The 16,949-nt window shown below is 48.1% G+C and carries 16 protein-coding genes; 2 read left to right on the top strand and 14 right to left on the bottom strand.

Translation table 11 applies throughout. The annotated features are described in order from the left end of the window. Window positions 1-23: 23 nt before the first annotated feature. The 9 genes from F4V51_RS06830 to cysT form a co-directional block, all read right to left on the bottom strand. Window positions 24-959: an ABC transporter ATP-binding protein gene (locus F4V51_RS06830; protein ID WP_153977383.1), complete on the bottom strand. Its 936-nt coding sequence runs from the start codon at window positions 957-959 to the stop codon at window positions 24-26. After that, on the bottom strand, window positions 956-1,981 hold the full coding sequence (locus F4V51_RS06825; protein WP_153977382.1) for an ABC transporter ATP-binding protein: 1,026 nt from the start codon (window positions 1,979-1,981) through the stop codon (window positions 956-958). Before F4V51_RS06825 ends, F4V51_RS06830 begins: the two co-directional genes overlap by 4 nt. 54 nt (window positions 1,982-2,035) lie before the next feature. After that, a complete protein-coding gene (locus F4V51_RS06820; protein WP_153977381.1) occupies window positions 2,036-2,881 on the bottom strand; it encodes an ABC transporter permease in 846 nt (281 codons plus the stop codon). A gap of 6 nt (window positions 2,882-2,887) precedes the next feature. Continuing rightward, window positions 2,888-3,838, bottom strand: coding sequence for an ABC transporter permease (locus tag F4V51_RS06815; protein ID WP_127538232.1), 951 nt, complete (start codon window positions 3,836-3,838; stop codon window positions 2,888-2,890). 271 nt (window positions 3,839-4,109) lie between these two features. Continuing rightward, window positions 4,110-5,717: an ABC transporter substrate-binding protein gene (locus F4V51_RS06810; protein ID WP_153977380.1), complete on the bottom strand. Its 1,608-nt coding sequence runs from the start codon at window positions 5,715-5,717 to the stop codon at window positions 4,110-4,112. A 184-nt stretch (window positions 5,718-5,901) separates the two neighbouring features. Then, complete coding sequence (locus F4V51_RS06805; RefSeq protein ID WP_201281207.1) at window positions 5,902-6,954, bottom strand: sulfate ABC transporter substrate-binding protein; 1,053 nt, start codon at window positions 6,952-6,954, stop codon at window positions 5,902-5,904. Between the two features lie 35 nt (window positions 6,955-6,989). After that, window positions 6,990-8,054 carry a sulfate/molybdate ABC transporter ATP-binding protein gene (locus F4V51_RS06800; RefSeq protein WP_153977378.1) on the bottom strand — a complete coding sequence of 355 codons (1,065 nt, stop codon included), beginning with the start codon at window positions 8,052-8,054 and terminating at the stop codon, window positions 6,990-6,992. 1 nt (window position 8,055) lies between these two features. Then, the gene (locus tag F4V51_RS06795; RefSeq protein ID WP_153977377.1) at window positions 8,056-8,853 is read right to left on the bottom strand and encodes a sulfate ABC transporter permease subunit; all 798 of its coding nucleotides are present in this window, start codon (window positions 8,851-8,853) and stop codon (window positions 8,056-8,058) included. Continuing rightward, on the bottom strand, window positions 8,850-9,665 hold the full coding sequence (gene cysT / locus F4V51_RS06790) for a sulfate ABC transporter permease subunit CysT (protein ID WP_153977376.1): 816 nt from the start codon (window positions 9,663-9,665) through the stop codon (window positions 8,850-8,852). Before cysT ends, F4V51_RS06795 begins: the two co-directional genes overlap by 4 nt. Before the next feature lie 303 nt (window positions 9,666-9,968). Here cysT and F4V51_RS06785 point away from each other — a divergent pair, with 303 nt between their 5' ends. Then, window positions 9,969-10,370, top strand: a complete 402-nt coding sequence (locus F4V51_RS06785) for a secondary thiamine-phosphate synthase enzyme YjbQ (protein ID WP_153977375.1) — start codon at window positions 9,969-9,971, stop codon at window positions 10,368-10,370. Between the two features lie 179 nt (window positions 10,371-10,549). Here the strand turns inward: F4V51_RS06785 and F4V51_RS06780 are convergent, their stop codons facing one another. The 5 genes from F4V51_RS06780 to tkt all read right to left on the bottom strand — a co-directional run bounded on the left by F4V51_RS06780 (window position 10,550) and on the right by tkt (window position 15,983). Beyond that, window positions 10,550-11,131, bottom strand: a complete 582-nt coding sequence (locus F4V51_RS06780; RefSeq protein WP_095289205.1) for a TetR/AcrR family transcriptional regulator — start codon at window positions 11,129-11,131, stop codon at window positions 10,550-10,552. A 5-nt stretch (window positions 11,132-11,136) separates the two neighbouring features. Next, the gene (locus F4V51_RS06775; RefSeq protein ID WP_153980593.1) at window positions 11,137-11,769 is read right to left on the bottom strand and encodes a YigZ family protein; all 633 of its coding nucleotides are present in this window, start codon (window positions 11,767-11,769) and stop codon (window positions 11,137-11,139) included. A gap of 168 nt (window positions 11,770-11,937) precedes the next feature. Continuing rightward, a complete protein-coding gene (locus tag F4V51_RS06770; protein ID WP_095289204.1) occupies window positions 11,938-13,293 on the bottom strand; it encodes a glucose-6-phosphate isomerase in 1,356 nt (451 codons plus the stop codon). A 184-nt stretch (window positions 13,294-13,477) separates the two neighbouring features. Continuing rightward, window positions 13,478-13,795, bottom strand: a complete 318-nt coding sequence (locus F4V51_RS06765) for a pyrimidine/purine nucleoside phosphorylase (protein ID WP_095289203.1) — start codon at window positions 13,793-13,795, stop codon at window positions 13,478-13,480. A gap of 145 nt (window positions 13,796-13,940) precedes the next feature. Next, a complete protein-coding gene (gene tkt / locus F4V51_RS06760; protein WP_153977374.1) occupies window positions 13,941-15,983 on the bottom strand; it encodes a transketolase in 2,043 nt (680 codons plus the stop codon). 423 nt (window positions 15,984-16,406) lie between these two features. Between tkt and F4V51_RS06755 the strand changes: the two genes are divergently transcribed. Then, window positions 16,407-16,892 (top strand): hypothetical protein, encoded by a 486-nt coding sequence (locus tag F4V51_RS06755; RefSeq protein WP_153977373.1) that lies wholly within the window; start codon window positions 16,407-16,409, stop codon window positions 16,890-16,892. Window positions 16,893-16,949: the final 57 nt, after the last annotated feature.

The raw sequence follows: 16,949 nt of genomic DNA, 5'->3' as shown, positions 1-16,949 counted from the left end.
CGGATGCTAGAATTATAACCCAATTATATCCTGTCCCGATATCCGGATACAAAGTGTCCCGGCGACACTTCCATCCATTCCGGTTCTTCATCCCCGCGACGTGCTGATGGGTCCGTGTCCCCGCTATAGATGGGTGGCATCTCGTTGCGAACGCTTGGATCCGGAACGGGTATTGCAGCGAGCAAGGCCTGGGTATACGGATGTACCGGATTGCGGTACAGTTCTTCGGTTGGAGCCACCTCAACCAGTTTGCCGCGATACATTACCCCAATCCGGTTGGAGATATGACGTACCATCGACAAGTCATGGGCAATGAACAAATAGGTCAGACCCATCTCTGCCTGCAGGTCTTCAAGCATGTTGACCACCTGGGCCTGTACGGATACATCCAGCGCAGACAACGGCTCATCACACAGTATAAACTCCGGATTGACCGACAGAGCCCGAGCAATGCTGATCCGCTGACGTTGTCCACCGCTGAACTCATGCGGATAACGTTCGGCATGTTCCGGCTTCAAGCCTACGCGGTTCATCAGGTCATACGCTCTCCCCTTCATTTCTGCCTTCGAACCATAGTTATGAATCTCCATTGGTTCACTGATGATTTGCAAGACATTCATGCCTGGATTCAGTGATGAGTACGGGTCTTGGAAAATCGTCTGCATCCGTTTGCGAAACGGCTTCAGCTGTCTTTCGTTCATCTTGGCAACGTCCTGTCCGCCAAACAGGATACTTCCATCCGTCACATCATAGAGTCTTACGATGCTGCGTCCAGTTGTTGATTTGCCGCAGCCGGACTCACCCACGAGTCCGAACGTCTCCCCCTTATGAATATGGAAGCTAACGTTATCGACAGCCTTAACGACTTCCTGACCCTTGTTTCTTCCACGCACGGGGAAATATTTTTTTAGTCCACGCACGTCCAGCAGCACTTCACGCTGATCTGTTATTGCACTCATTTCTCCACCTCCTCTGTACGTGTTCCAAGTTGTGCCTGGTGTTGGTTTCGATCTTCGTCATTCAGCAGCCAACATAAAGCGCGATGGCCCGGTGCTGTTTCGGTATACTCAGGCATCTGCTTGCAGACTTCCATCGCATGTGGACAACGTTCCATAAACGGACATCCCGTTGGCGGGTGCAGCAGGTTCGGCGGTGTGCCTTCAATCGTAGCGAGCCGTTGTCGTCCCCCTTCTTCACCCGGCTTCGGAATGGATCGCAGCAGTCCCTGCGTATAGGGGTGCTGGGGATGGGCAAATATGCGTTCTACCGGCCCTTCTTCCATAATCAATCCACCATACATCACGATCACGCGTGTACAGACCTGCGCGACGACACCAAGGTCATGCGTAATCATTAAAATAGATGTCTGTGTGGATTCCTTCAGCTCCTGCATCAGCTGCAAAATTTGCGCCTGGATCGTCACATCAAGTGCCGTCGTTGGTTCATCGGCAATGAGCAGCTCGGGCTTGCAGGACAAAGCCATGGCAATCATTACACGTTGGCGCATCCCGCCGCTGAATTCATGCGGATATTGGTCGATGCGTTCCTCTGGTGAAGGAATACCTACCTGGCGCAGCAGCTCAATGGCTTCCTTGCGAGCCGCGGACTTATCCATTTTCCGGTGACGGCGAATAACTTCAATCATCTGTTTGCCCACACGGACTACAGGATTAAGCGAAGTCATCGGATCCTGAAATATCATGGAGATCCGGTTGCCCCGAATTTTGCGCATTTCACTATCCGATTTGTTCAGCAGATCTTCTCCTCGAAACAAAATCTGTCCATCCGTAATCCGCCCCGGCGACTGGATGAGCCTGATCAATGAACGGGCTGTTACACTTTTGCCGCTGCCCGACTCACCAACGAGTCCAACTACTTCGCCCTCATTCAGGGTAAAGCTTACCCCCCGTACGGATTGCACCTCTCCTTCACGGGTGGCAAAGGACGTTCTCAGTTCTTTGACCGATAATAAATCTGTCATTGTTGTATTCACCCCGCTGTGTAAGTTCAACCAAAGAATATTAGTTAATATTATCTATCTTTTGTTTGCTTTAGGTTCAAAGGCTACACGGAATACATCACCCAGGAAGTTGAAGGATAGTACTGTCAGCAAAATGAACAATCCAGGGAAAATGGCCATATACGGCGCTTCACTGATGAAGCCCTGGGCATCATTCAGCATGCTGCCCCAGGAGGAATTCGGCTGTTTGACTCCCAGGCCGAGAAAGCTCAGGGACGATTCCATAAGAATAGCTCCTGCAATATTGATGGTTGCGGCTACGATAATGGTCGGCATGATGTTGGGGATGATGTGCTTCATAATGATGCGGAAGGGCTTCTGCCCCGATACCCGCGCATACAGAACATACTCCCGCTGCTTCACCGACATGGCTTCCGCCCTCACAATCCGGGCAATGTTCATCCAGCTTAACACCCCAATAATGACGATAATCGTGCCAATTCCCGGTTTGAGGTACGCGTTCAGGATCAACATGAGGAAGAATGACGGAATGGACATCAGTACGTCCACAATACGCATCAACGTATTATCCACCCAGCCTCCAAAATAGCCACTCACCGTGCCGACGAGTGTACCTACTATAACTGCGATGGCCATCGACAGGAAACCTACCGCAAGAGAAACACGGCCTCCGTACAGCGCACGAGCCAAATAATCTCGTCCATAATCATCCGTCCCGAACCAGTGATCCGCACTCGGCTGCTGCAATCGCTCCATGACCACAATCTCATTGGGATCATGCGGGGATAAAAACGCAAACAGGGATGCGAGCACAAATATGCCCAATATAATGACAGCCGCAATGCCCAGTTTCTGATGCCTGAACTGCGTCCGTAAGTTACGCCAGCGCATTGAATTCATGTTGTCTCACCCCGTTGTCTTAATTCGTGGATCTACCACGCCATATAGAATATCGGCTACCAGGTTACCGACCACCAGCAGCACGGAGGAAATCATCGTAATGCCCATAATAATCGGATAATCCAGACCATGCACGGCTGAGATTCCCAGTGAACCCATCCCTGGCCATGAGAATACAGATTCCGTAATAAACGCTCCGGCAATCAGCTCAGGCAAGGACATGCCGAGAATGGTGATGACCGGAAGCAGTACATTTTTGAGCACATGGCGAAGCAGTACTGTTCCTCGGGTAGCTCCATAAGCATACTGAATCTGAACATAGTCCTCTTCCAGCTGACTGATCGTATTTGAACGAATATAACGCATGTACACCGACACATTCATGAAGGTCAGTACGGTACATGGCAGAATACCATGTTTGATAATATCCCACGCCGAATCGACTCCGACGGTCCGCATGCCCATGCTGGGCAGCCAGTGCAGCTGTACGGCGAAAAAATAAATCAACATCATGCCGAACCAGAAGCTCGGAATGGAAATCCCAATGTAGGAAAGAAGACTGAGACCACGGTCAAACAAACTGTTCTGGCGCGAACCCGCAATCATGCTCAGTGGAATCGAAATAAGTAATGATAACAATAGCGACGCTCCCATCAATCCAAACGTAGCGGGAAGACGTTCAACAATTAATTCGGCAACCGGGCGGTGATTGACCAGTGAATAGCCGAGATCACCTGTCAGAACATTTTTCAGCCACACCACGTATTGCACATACATGGGCTGGTCCAGTCCAAGATTTTGCCGAATACGTTCCACATCCTCTGCTCCCATATTGGGAGTAACAAAGGAAAGCACCGGATCGCCCGGCGCCAGCTTGATCAAGGTAAAGGAAACGATGGAGATAACAAACAAAAGCGGGATCGCCTGTACGATCCTTCGGACAATATAGTTATTCACACGGGCACCTCCGAATCAACGCCGGCCTCGCGGCCGGCGTTATTGGCTTGTTATATAGAATGAACGCATGTGGATGGAACCAAGGATTCACAACAGCCACTCCGATGACAGAACAACCTTCCGATCGCTGTTATCCCCAGATTTCTTTGATTCCTTTATAAAAAGGGGAAATCCGGGAATAAAGGCGAACGCTTTGCTTCTTCAGGTTATTTCTGCTCTCTACGTTCTTGGTGAATCTCAAAGGTTCAAACCATGTTTTCATTCGATATAATTATTTTTTATAGATTTTAGACAGGTCTTCCAGCATAACTACCGGTTTCGGATTGGCATCCTCAACACCGCCGTACGTGTTGTCCACTGCTACCACTGCTTTTGTGTATGCAATTGGATATACGGTCATTTCGTTTGCTACGGTTTGTTGAATTTGTTTGTACAGCTCTCCACGTTTTGCTTCATCAATCTCAACCGCTGCATCACTCCACAGCTTGTCGAAATCAGCGTTTTTGTAGTGGGAGTAGTTATATGCTGCATCGCTCAGGAAGAGGGATTTGTAAGCATCCGGCTCATAACCCATGATGTATCCGCCAAAGGACAGTTCAAAGTCTGTATTGTTCATATCCAACGTACGGTTACCATAAGCTGTTCCGTCCATCGGCAGCAATTCCACTTCAATACCCACATCTTTCAGCTTTTGCTGAATGTACAAGGCTTGGCTTGTTTGTGGTTTATTTGTGTTTGTGTAAGCCAGGCGCAATTTCAGATTGCTTACGCCTGCATCGGCCAGCAGCTGCTTGGCTTTCTCGAGGTTGTAGTCATACTTCTCCACATCGTCGGTTTGATACAGCGTGTCGGGTGTCAGAATGGACGCAGCCGGTTCAGCAAAATCAGCCGAGGAATACGAAGCTGTGATCAATTCATTTTTATCCAAAGCATAGGCAATCGCTTGACGCACTTCTTTCTTTTGCATGGAAGGTACGTTCAGGTTAAACACCATGTACTGCAGGCGGCCTTCCGGATAAGTCAGCATGTTGAATTTGCCTGTATCATTCAATTTGTTGTAATCCTGTGTATCGACCATACGCATTTGAATCTCGCCATTTTGCAGAGCCAGGTTCGCTGCATTCGGGTCTTTGGCTACACGGTACGTCACGCTATCCAAGTGAGCTTTGCCTGCAAAGTAATCGTCAAAACGTTCCAGTGTCACATATTCACCTGGGCGGTATTCCTTGAATTTGAACGGACCGGAACCGATTGGGTTGTTGTTTTTGTCGCTTTTCTCAATATCCGCTTCGCCTTCAAAAATGTGTTTCGGGATTGGGGAGAAGGAAACCAACGCGCCTTCAAAAGCTGCTGATACTTCCGGCAGTTGGAATTCCACGGTGAGATCGTCCACTTTCGTAACTTTCACCGGTTTGCCATTGAAAACATATTGGCTGCGGGAAGAGCTATGCTGTTTCTCATCGAGAATGCTGTCCATGGTAAACACGATATCATCCGCCGTCAGCGGTTGTCCGTCATGCCATTTCAGTCCATCCTTAAGCTTCAATGTATACGTCAGGTGATCTTCCGAGAAGCTGTCGCTTTCGGCGAGCACATATGTTTTTTTGCCATCATTCACGTTAAATAGTGGAGCATATAAGGACTGATCAATCGTCAACGTGACACGGTCTCCCGCGTAGATCGGATTCATCACTTTGGGATCATCCTGTACTGCAATAATAATGCTTCCGCCATCTTTCGGCTGTCCATTATCCGTAGAAGCAGTACTTCCCTCGTTATTAGAAGAAGTATTTGCTCCATCACCACTGCTGCCGCATGCACTCATGATTGCAACAACCAGAACCAGCATCAATGACAGCCACATTTTTTTAGATTTCATTATGATATTTCCCCTCGCTGTAATTTATCTTCTGTTAGCTAGTATATCAAGGATTCGACAAAAAGCAATGACTTTTTCCAACTTAACCTATCGGATTTTATTTAAATCGCTTTATTGTCCAACAATGCAAAAAACCTCCAATTCGCTGACTCCAGCAAATCGAAGGTCTTTGTTTGTAATTCTTTTATAGTCCCGCTAGCACCTGATACCAGACTCCGCGTTTGGAATATAGCGTACTGCGCACTTCGTCCCAGCCACCAAGGTAGTTGATATCAAACAGTCCTTCAGGTGTTGGAAACGAGGATTCCGTCTCGGCAAATACTTTCGGATCTACCGAACGAAAACCATGCTTGGCAAATATGCGCTGAGCCTCCGGAGTTCGCAGGTAGTCCACAAACGCCTCTGCCAACTCCCTATTCCCATGTTTATCCGCATATTTATCTACCACAACGGCCGGATTTTCAATCAGGATTGTATTCTTCGGTACAACGATATCGTACTTAACACCCTGGGCAATACGGGCAAGCAATTCATTCTCATACGTCACGATGACATCGCCGACGCCATATTCAAAGGCTGCCATGGAAGATCGGCCGCTTTTATCCAGCGATTCGACATTTTCATGTACCTTCTCCAGAAATGCTTTGGCAGCGGCAGGGTCCTTCTGGCCCTTTTCTTCCGACATCTTCAGCCCAGCTCCGTAGATTGCATTGATATCCCACTGGGCTCCGCCTGACGTTTTGGGATTGGGGTACAGCACCTTGACGCCCGGCTTGGTCAAATCCTCAAAATCACGAATTCCAAGCGGGTTGCCATCCCTTGTTCCAAGAACAACAATGGAACGTGTAATCATGCCATCATTCGGCGTTTGTTTCCAATCGGAGGTCACGAGGTCGGCTTTGACCAGTTTATCGATGTCACTTTCCATGGCGAGCAATGCCACATCAGCCTCGAATCCGCCAACAATGGCTCTTGCTTGGGTACCTGAAGCTTCATAGGACTCCTGGAAATTGACCGTCTGTCCGGTTTTTGCTTTCCATTCCTCCTTGAACTTGGGCAGCAGCTCTCCGACAGCATCCTTGGCTACACTGTATGCACCAATGACAAGTGTATTGGATTGTTCAGCCGCAGAGGGTCCGTTCTGTTCGCCTTCCGCTTCCTGATTGCTGCAGCCTACGGTCATGCAGACGAGCAGAAGCATAAGGGCGGCGTATAAGGGGGTTCTTTTCTTCTTCATCGTCTGCATGGGGCAGCCTCTCTTTCGAGTGCATTTTAGATCATGACCGGCATTGGATCTTCCTTCAGGCGATTCTCGACAACCCAGCTATCCGTGTCATTAAACAGATAAGCGCGGTGTACAAGCACCCGAATCTGTTGACCAATCTCCAGTGTCGTTTTCTCAAGTGAACGATATGTGATCAGTTTGTGGCCCTGTACCTCGACTTCCACCATCCACTCACTACCACGGAAGTGAAGATGCTTCACTGTACCCTTTTCGGTAGCTGACAGCATGGAGAATTCGTTTTTCAGACCAATCTCGATGTACTCAGGCCTGATTAAGGCACGCGTGTGATCTCCTTGTACTGCATGTTCAAATCCTTTAAGCTGCGAGGCATCCTCTACAACGGTGGATTCACCAATAAAGGTTGCCACAAATGGAGTCTGCGGATTTTTGTAGATATCCCACGGTGTTCCTTTTTGCTCTAAACGACCTTGGCTGATAATCATGATCTCATCTGCAACTTCGATCGCTTCATCCTGGTCATGTGTTACAAATATCGAGGTAATGCCGACACGCTCAATCAGCTCTCTCAACCATGAACGCAGCTCTTGGCGAATCTTGGCATCGATGGCGGCAAAAGGCTCATCCAGCAGCAGCAGCTGCGGCTCAGGAGCCAAAGCTCTGGCAAATGCGACACGCTGACGCTGTCCACCGGACAGTTGATGCGGATAGCGCTGTTCAAAACCTTTTAGCCCGGTCAGCTCAACAAGTTCCATGACCCGATCGCGAATCTGGGCTTTGGGTGTCTTTTTGACCTTAAGTCCAAAAGCGATATTATCAAAAACTGTCATGTGTTTGAACAAGGCATAGTTCTGAAAAACAAACCCGATTCCCCGCTCCTGCGGAGGCAGATGATTCACAACCTTGCCGTGAAAGCGAATCTCTCCTGAGTCCGGGTTTTCCAGACCGGCGAGCATGCGCAAAATAGACGTTTTGCCTCCTCCACTGGGCCCTAGCAGACCGATCAGATGGCCTTTGGCAATATCGAACGAGACATCTTTTACCGCATGAAATTGACCGAAATGTTTGTTCAGATCACGAACTTCCACATGCATATCAATGCACTTCCTTTCGCTTCTTGGCCCATTCCATCATGAGCAGCAGCCCAACGGAAAAGGTAACCAGTACCAATGCCACACCATTTGCAGCAGAGACATTAAAATTCTCAACATCCTGATAAACAAGCGTTGTTGCCGTCTGTGTTTTGTTCATAATATTGCCCGATACCACCAGCACTGCGCCGAATTCTCCAAGCGATCGTGCAACGGTAAGTACAAGCCCGTATACGACAGCCCAGCGGATGGAAGGCCAGGTGACACTCCAGAACGTTCTCCACCCATACGCGCCAAGCGTTGAAGCTGCCTCTTCCTGCTGCGAACCGAGCTCCTGCAGGACCGGCATAACCTCCCTGACCATCAGCGGGAATGTGACAAACAGCGTTGCAATGACCATTCCAGGGAAGGCGTACACTACATTGAAGCCGATTCCTTCAAAAAAGCCACCCATAATGCTGTTCGGCCCGAGCAGCAATACAATCATTAACCCGCCAATGACGGGGGACACCGCATAAGGCAGGTCGACAATGCTGTTTAACAATCCTTTGATGCGATCACTAAGCCATCCGGCACGAACCAGGTAAATGGCCATCATAATGCCAAACAATGTATTTAACAGCGTGACTACCAGCACCACAAGTCCGGTCATCATCAAGGCATGCAGCGCCTCAGGGCGCATCAGCCCATCCAGAAAGCCTCCTGCACCATCTTCAAATGCTCCGATCAATATGCGTCCCAAAGGAATAATCAGAAGCACAATAAATACTGCAAACGTAAGTCCAATTAATAGCCGTCTCATCGTCTTCTCCCCCGCATCTGCACCAGATTAATCAGCCAGAGGATCAGGAAAGAAAGCGTGAGGAGCAGCACGGATACAGCAGCTGCACCCGTAGGATTGTCACTTTCAATCTCGCCGTAGATAAATACGGAAGCCGTCAGCGTTCTGCCCGGGATGTTGCCCGCCACCAGCACAACTGCTCCAAACTCTGCAAGTGCTCTGGAGAAAGCAAGCATACCACCGCTAATCATGCCTGGAGCCATAGAAGGCAGAATGACCTGCCTGAACGTACGCGCCTTCGATGCACCCATGGTATAGGAAGCCTCTTCCTCCGAAGGGTCGATCTCCTCCAGCAGCGGCTGCACCGCACGAATCACGAATGGAAACGTAACAAAGGTCATCGCAATGACGATCGCAGGCTGATGAAACACAATTTCAATTCCTATGGTTTCAGCCAGCTTGCCTACAGCACTGACCGGTCCAAGCAGCAGCATAATCATTAATCCGCCAACTGCAGTAGGAAGTGCAAAGGGCAGATCTACGAGACTGTTGAGAAACGATCTCCCAAAGAAACGATAACGCGTGAGCACCCAGGCAATCATGGTGCCAATTACCACGTTAATCAGTGTGGCGATAACAGCCAGTCGAACGGTCAGCAATACAGCTTTCCACGCGATTGGATCCATGATGCTCTCGGCAAAATTGCTCCATCCTTCAGAGAAGGAATTGACGTACACACCGATAATTGGAAGCACGATGAGTACAATAAAATATAGCAATACAGTACTGCGGAATCCCCAAGTCCATCCCTTGTGACGAAGAACGGTATTCATTGCTGCATTCCCTCCCAGCCTCCGGCTCCATATCCGGTCGGCAGTCTCCCTGCTTTGGTACATTCATTTTTCTAAGTTGGATTATATCACTTTAACATTATTCCCATTAGTCTACTTGGTTTTTTTGCTTATCTGATACTTTACCAGTTTGCAGTGCTAACCGTCAATGTTTTTATTGTATATCATTTGGGCGTTTAGCAGATGATTGGTTAACCATTTTACCCGTGAATTGTGGTTTGTTTGAATTGGAGTGGTTAAGGTACAATTTAGAAGAGAATTTACGAGGATAAGGAGTGCTGTTAGATGTTATATACGAAAAAAATATCAACCTCCAGACGGGATGAAATCAAGGATATCACAAGAGAAGTAGAGCAGGTTGTCCGCAATAGCGGTGTACAAAACGGAACTGTCCTTGTCTATTGTCCCCATACGACAGCAGGTATCGCCATTAATGAAAATGCCGACCCGGATGTTAAACATGATGTGCTGCTTCGTCTAGACGAAGTGTATCCTTGGGAACATCCCCAATATCGACATGCTGAGGGGAATACCGCTTCCCACCTGAAATCAATCACAACCGGTCCATCTCAAACGGTGATTATTCATGAAGGCCGATTATTACTCGGCAGATGGCAGGGGATTTATTTCAGCGAATTCGATGGCCCTCGTGAGCGGGAATATTTTATCAAGATCATGGAAGGCTAATTCAGCCAAACGCAAACAGGCGGACAACCCTGATTTAGGGCTACGATCCGCCTGTCTTGGTCTTTCGCGCCAATAAACTTTCGCGAGACAACGTTATAAAGAATTAATGTTATGACAATTCACCGCCCTGAAGTATAGGAGTGCGACAAAAGCGCCTTTTATAGGACGCCAGGCTGGTGTTATAGATTGCGGCATAGTACTTTGACATGAGACAATGCCGACGATTCAATCTCAGCAAACGTTACACGATCCTGAATATAATACGATATAAATCCGTGCATGGACAAAAACAGTGTGCGCGGCACACATTGGATATCTTCATCCGTACAGCCTTCCTCGTTCATGTACTGCCTGACAATGGAAGCAAATAATTCGAAGCATCTTCCCTGCTCCGTACGACAATAGGATAACAGCTCCTCATCCCGAATCATGAACATAATCTCGTATTGATACGGATTCTCCAGACCAAAACGAATGAATTCCAACATGATATGCTCTACCTTGCTCATACCGCCCACGACTGGCCTGACCATGGCTTGCAGCAGCAAATGTCCCAGATGATTGAAATCTTCTACCACAATGGCATAGAACAATTCTGCCTTTTCCTTGAAATGATAATACAGCGACCCATGACTATAGCCCAGATGCTGGCCGATGCTTCGCATCGAAATGGCGCGGTATCCTTTGGTAATAAAAAGATGTCTCGCCGCCTCCAGGATCCGCTCCCTCGACAACTCTTGTTCGACTGCTCTTCTAGCCATATATTTTATTCCCCTTCAATAAAATAAAGCCGCTGTCCCTCCGTGATCCGGGATTGCCCTTGCGTCAAATCCGTGATCCAGGCGATGAATGCCTCGGTTTCACTATCCGGCGGAAGACAAGTCAACGTAACCTTATCGGTGAATCCAGTTTCACCCGTACGGACTTCCCGGCTTCTTAATTCATTTTCCACTTTTCCCAGCCACGTATAATCCAGTTCCACAAACACTTCACGATGAAGCACTTTGGTTATGGCCTCTCCAGCTTCAATAGCCGCTACAGCGCCATCCGTATATGCACGGATTAAACCGCCAGCTCCAAGCATGATTCCCCCAAAATACCGTGTAACCACAATAGCCACATTTTTCAGTTGCTGATTTTTGATGACTTCAAGAATGGGTTTCCCAGCAGTTCCGCTTGGTTCCCCGTCATCGGATTGCTTCTGGATCTCATCTCTTTCCCCTATCATGTAGGCGGAGCAGTTATGAGTGGCATTCCAGTGTTTCTTCTTGATTTCATCAATAAAAGAAACTGCTTCTTCTTCCGTTGTAACTGGCATAATGTGACCGATGAAACGCGACTTCTTGATGACAATTTCCAGATTGCCCGGTCCTCGAACCGTGCGGTAACGTTCAAGCATTTCAATCCAACTTTCCGATTTAATCCATTTTACAAGAAAGCAGTTCCCCGCGCGGACGCGGATGAACTGCCTTGGTTTAAACATCCGGGGATCACTGCATTCAACCTCACAATGAAACCCGGGCGTCATTACACATGCTTTATTTAACTATATGAGTCAAACCAAGAATTATTCGGAAAGTCTCGCTTCAAGCGCAGCTTTCTCTTCTTCAAAGCCTGGTTTGCCCAGCAATGCGAACATATTTTTCTTGTAAGCTTCTACTCCTGGTTGGTCAAACGGGTTGACGCCCAGCAGATATCCGCTGATGCCGCATGCTTTTTCAAAGAAGTATACCAGATATCCGAAAGAATATGGAGACATATCCGGAATATTCACAATCAGGTTTGGAACTTGGCCATCTGTATGTGCAAGCAGCGTACCTTGGAACGCTTTTTTGTTGACGAAGTCCATTGTTTTGCCTTCCAGGAAGTTCAGACCATCGAGGTCATCCGGATCGGCTTCGATCGAAATATGCTCGGATACTTCAGCTACCTGAATGACGGTTTCGAAAATGTTCCGGCTTCCTTCCTGGATGAATTGACCCATGGAGTGCAAGTCCGTGGAGAAATCAACAGATGCAGGATAGATTCCTTTGTAATCTTTACCTTCACTCTCTCCGTAAAGCTGTTTCCACCACTCGGATACAAAGTGCAGGGATGGCTCGTAGTTAACGAGGATTTCTGTTCCTTTACCTTTGCGGTACAATGCGTTACGAACAGCAGCATATTGATATGCTTCATTCTCAGCTACATTCGGGTTGCTGTATTCTTTGGATGCGTCAGCTGCACCTTGCATCATTTCTTCGATGTTAATGCCAGCTGTAGCAATCGGCAGCAAGCCTACTGCTGTCAGTACCGAGTAACGTCCACCTACATCATCCGGAATAACGAAAGACTCGTAACCTTCTTCGTTCGCCAGTTTTTTCAGTGCGCCGCGCTCTTTGTCTGTTGTCGCATAGATACGTTTGCGAGCTTCTTCTTTACCGTATTTTTTCTCCAGTGCAGCGCGGAAGATACGGAAAGCAATGGCTGGCTCGGTTGTCGTACCGGATTTGGAGATAACATTCACGGAGAAGTCTTTGCCTTCAACCAGATCCAGCAAGTGAGTTACATAGGTGGAACTGATATTGTTACCTGCGAAATAGATTTCAGGCGTTTTGCGTTTATCTTTTGGCAGGTTGTTATAGAAAGAGTGTGTCAGCATTTCAATCGCTGCGCGTGCCCCCAGGTATGAACCACCGATACCGATAACGATCAGCACTTCGGAATCACTTTGGATTTTGGCAGCCGCTTTTTGAATGCGGGAGAATTCTTCCTTGTCATAAGCGGTTGGCAGGTCAATCCAGCCCAGGTAATCGGATCCGGTTCCCGTTCCGTTGTGGAGCTGCTCGTGAGCCAGACGAATCGGTTCAGCGAAATAGTCCACTTCATGCTGGTTTACAAATTGCAAGGCAGTGCTGTAATCAAACTTCACTTTTTTTGCCATGATCTAAAAACCTCCTGATATCGGTAGCTTATTTTTCCGTTTTCCATTCAAACAACTTAGCATAAGGATACTTCAAATCCACGGGGCTGACAAGCTTGCAGCTTGAACTTTGTCACTTCAAATTCAAGAAGCAAAAAGGGTAAACCAAACCCGCTGGTTGCGGGTTTTGGCTACCCTTCTTGTATTATTCCGCCGGGTACGAGCAGCAGTAGTCGGTAACGCTGCGTATCTCCAGTTTGAATTTGGATTCGGCAGGCACGTGGAACGTAGCTTGACCTTGAATCTCTTGCCAATCTTCTTCTCCGGGAAGCAATACTCTCAGATCGCCGGACAGAATCTCCATGATTTCACGGGAATCTGTACCGAACTCATAGCTGCCTGGGAGCATGATGCCCAGAGTCACTTTGCTGCCATCCCCCAAAATAACCGTTCTGCTGGTTACCTGGCCATCATAATAAATGTTGGCCTCTTTTACTACACTGACTTGATCAAACTGTGACATGCGTACCCGCTCCCCCTGAAGTTAATGAAAACAAAAGGCAAAACAGATCAGGATATATCCTCATCCTTACTCTGTCGGAAATAACTTTGCTGCCACGAACAGAACAGATTGGGCTGTTCCATTCGCAGCAGCGTTTTTCAAGCTATTACAGCAATGCTTTTACGCGGCTAACCACGTTATCAACTGTGAAGCCATACTCTTCGATAACACGGTCGCCAGGCGCGGAAGCACCGAATGTGCTGATTCCGAGAATGTCGCCTTGATCGCCAACATATTTCTCCCAGCCCATTGGATAAGCCATTTCAATCGCCAGACGAGCTTTAACATCCGGAAGCAGGACGGATTCTTTGTAAGCTTTGTCCTGTTTCTCGAACAGATCCCAGCTCGGCATGCTGATTACGCGAACTTGGATACCTTGTTCAGCCAGTGCAGCTTGAGCTTTGACAGCCAATTGCACTTCGGAACCTGTAGCGATGATTTGTGCTACTGGTTTGCCGTCTTTTGCATCCGAAACAACATAAGCACCGCGTTTAACGTTCTCACGGGAGCCTTCTACTGTTCCTTCCAGGATCGGCAAGTTTTGACGAGTGAGTACGAGTGCTACCGGGTTGTTCTTGTTCTCAAGCGCATAAGCCCATGCAGCAGATGTCTCATTACCGTCAGCCGGACGAATTACTGTCAGGTTAGGAATGATACGCAGGGACGCAAGTTGCTCAATTGGCTCGTGCGTAGGACCATCTTCACCAACAGCGATACTGTCGTGAGTCAGAACGTATGTCACAGGCAGACCCATCAGGGCAGCCAGACGAACAGCCGGACGCAGGTAGTCAGTGAACACGAAGAATGTACCACCGAATACTTTCACACCGCTGTGCAGTGCCATACCGTTCATTGCTCCAGCCATACCGAATTCACGGATACCGAAGTAGATGTTGCGGCCAGAGTAATCTTCTGGTGCAAAGTTTGCAATGTTGTTCAGGTGTGTCATTGTGGAGCTTTCCAAGTCAGCAGATCCACCAGTCAGATGAGGCACGTTGTGCGCCAAACCGTTCAGTGCATTACCGGAAGCAACACGAGTGGAAAGAGCTTTGTCTGTTGCAGCATATTTAGGAAGATCGCGGTCCCAACCTTCTGGAAGGTCACCGTTGATTGCTGTTTCGAACTGAGCTGCCAGCTCTGGGAATGCTTTTTTGTACTCGGCGAATTTCTCGTCCCAAGCTTTGTTTGCGGAGATACCACGATCTTTGACTTGAGCAAAGTGATCGCGAACTTCAGCTGGTACGTGGAAATCTTCCTCGTAAACCCATTTGTAAAATTCTTTGGTCAGTTTCGCTTCGTCAGCACCCAGTGGGGAACCGTGAGTACCGCCGTGGCCGCCTTTACCTTGTTTGTTCGGGCTACCATAACCGATAACCGTTTTCACTTCGATCAGTGTAGGACGCAGTGTATCTGCTTGTCCTTCCTGAATTGCTTTTTCGATTGCAGGCAGATCGTTACCATCTTCTACACGCAGCACTTGCCAGCCATAAGCTTCGAAGCGTTTTGCGATGCTTTCGGAAGAAGACAGGTTCAACTCACCATCAAGCGTGATGTCGTTGGAGTCGAACAACATGATCAGTTTACCCAGGTGCAGACGTCCAGCAAGGGAAGCTGCTTCGTGGGATACGCCTTCCATAAGGTCACCGTCACCACAGATTGCATAAGTGTAGTGGTCGATAACGTTGAATTTATCCTTGTTGTATGTCGCGCCCAGTTGCGCTTCAGCCATAGCCATACCTACAGCCATTGCAATACCTTGACCCAGTGGTCCAGTCGTAGCGTCAACACCTGCAGTATGTCCGAATTCCGGGTGACCCGGAGTTTTGCTTCCCCATTGGCGGAATTGTTTCAATTCTTCCATAGGAAGATCGTAGCCGCTCAGGTGCAGCAAGCTGTACAGCAACATGGAACCATGTCCTGCAGACAGCACAAAACGGTCCCGGTTAACCCAAGTTGGGTGGTCCGGGTTATGTGTCATCGTTTTTGCAAAAAGTTGGTACCCCATTGGAGCGGAGCCCATAGGCATTCCCGGGTGTCCCGATTTTGCTTTCTCGATTGCATCAATTGCCAGAGTACGTACAGTTGTAATCGACAGGTTGTCGATTGTGTTGTTCTCGTCCTTTTGAATCGCTTCGTTCTTGTCAGTCATGGTTTGTCCTCCTCATGTCTTTAGATAAGTCGGGTGCGCAAGCGAATCCCTCTCATCATACAAGCAAACCGTATATAACAATAAGTGAATCCGCTTGAATGTTTCATTTTGACTTATTCACTTTTGTATTGTATCACTTGGCGTGAAGCTTTTCCATAACCTTCTTTTAGAAGTTCCGGAAAATTCGGTTGTTTGTGGGTGAGGCGGGTTTATTCCAGCGCAGAATAAAAGGTGTTCGGTAGAGCATCTAAGCCCATGTCCGGCTTGGCAAGCCTCGCTAATCCATCGGATGAAGTATAACCTTTAACCGGAAAACCATACACTTTTTACAGCTCGAAGTTTTTTTTCATAGGGTATCGTTCATGTTTCTGATTCGAAATCCCCACGGTTGTGTTACTCTCAGAAAGAAAGGAGGCTTGCCGCATGTCAGGACCACAAGCTGTAGAGCCAAAGTCGTCAATTCATCCATTACCCTGGATTGCAGCAACGTTAACAGGCATCATCACCGGTTTATTTCTTGGCTTATCTCTTAAAGTGGTTCAGGCTTACACGGGTGAAAAGGTGTATACCCTGCTGCTGAATGTTGATTTTGTGCCCTGGCTTCCGCCCATCTTGCCTGAATGGTTCGAATTTACGCTCCATCTTCTTGTTTCTGTCATCATCGGCCTCTTCTACTTCTGGTGGATTCAACGTTCCGATTTCCCTTTGGTTAAAGGCTTTTTGCTCGGTGCGTTCTCTTCCCTGCTATATATTCCGCTCTCTCTGTTATCTGTACGAGTTCCAGGCTTATTGGATTTCAAGGCCATATCGCTTTGGATTATCGGACACCTTCTATTTGGCATTCTCCTTGGCGTCTGCGGACGGATATGGAAACGACAAAAAGGCGATTCCCATTCAGCTCGCAAATAGGAAGTCGCCTTTTCTTAACCGGCCGATTCACATGGTCCCGAATCAACCTTGCACAGT

This window comes from Paenibacillus xylanilyticus, from assembly GCF_009664365.1.
Classification (GTDB): Bacteria; Bacillota; Bacilli; order Paenibacillales; family Paenibacillaceae; genus Paenibacillus; species Paenibacillus xylanilyticus_A.
Note: the sequence above shows the minus strand (reverse complement) of the source record. Positions and strands in the feature narration are given on the sequence as shown.

Excerpts from the sequence above, each read along its gene's own strand:
- F4V51_RS06830 (WP_153977383.1), bottom strand. The coding sequence starts at position 959 with ATGAGTGCAATAACAGATCAGCGTGAAGTGCTGCTGGACGTGCGTGGA.
- F4V51_RS06825 (WP_153977382.1), bottom strand. The coding sequence starts at position 1,981 with ATGACAGATTTATTATCGGTCAAAGAACTGAGAACGTCCTTTGCCACC.
- F4V51_RS06820 (WP_153977381.1), bottom strand. The coding sequence starts at position 2,881 with ATGAATTCAATGCGCTGGCGTAACTTACGGACGCAGTTCAGGCATCAG.
- F4V51_RS06810 (WP_153977380.1), bottom strand. The coding sequence starts at position 5,717 with ATGAAATCTAAAAAAATGTGGCTGTCATTGATGCTGGTTCTGGTTGTT.
- F4V51_RS06805 (WP_201281207.1), bottom strand. The coding sequence starts at position 6,954 with ATGAAGAAGAAAAGAACCCCCTTATACGCCGCCCTTATGCTTCTGCTC.
- F4V51_RS06800 (WP_153977378.1), bottom strand. The coding sequence starts at position 8,054 with ATGCATGTGGAAGTTCGTGATCTGAACAAACATTTCGGTCAATTTCAT.
- F4V51_RS06795 (WP_153977377.1), bottom strand. The coding sequence starts at position 8,853 with ATGAGACGGCTATTAATTGGACTTACGTTTGCAGTATTTATTGTGCTT.
- cysT (WP_153977376.1), bottom strand. The coding sequence starts at position 9,665 with ATGAATACCGTTCTTCGTCACAAGGGATGGACTTGGGGATTCCGCAGT.
- F4V51_RS06785 (WP_153977375.1), top strand. The coding sequence starts at position 9,969 with ATGTTATATACGAAAAAAATATCAACCTCCAGACGGGATGAAATCAAG.
- F4V51_RS06780 (WP_095289205.1), bottom strand. The coding sequence starts at position 11,131 with ATGGCTAGAAGAGCAGTCGAACAAGAGTTGTCGAGGGAGCGGATCCTG.
- F4V51_RS06775 (WP_153980593.1), bottom strand. The coding sequence starts at position 11,769 with ATGCTTGAACGTTACCGCACGGTTCGAGGACCGGGCAATCTGGAAATT.
- F4V51_RS06770 (WP_095289204.1), bottom strand. The coding sequence starts at position 13,293 with ATGGCAAAAAAAGTGAAGTTTGATTACAGCACTGCCTTGCAATTTGTA.
- F4V51_RS06765 (WP_095289203.1), bottom strand. The coding sequence starts at position 13,795 with ATGTCACAGTTTGATCAAGTCAGTGTAGTAAAAGAGGCCAACATTTAT.
- tkt (WP_153977374.1), bottom strand. The coding sequence starts at position 15,983 with ATGACTGACAAGAACGAAGCGATTCAAAAGGACGAGAACAACACAATC.
- F4V51_RS06755 (WP_153977373.1), top strand. The coding sequence starts at position 16,407 with ATGTCAGGACCACAAGCTGTAGAGCCAAAGTCGTCAATTCATCCATTA.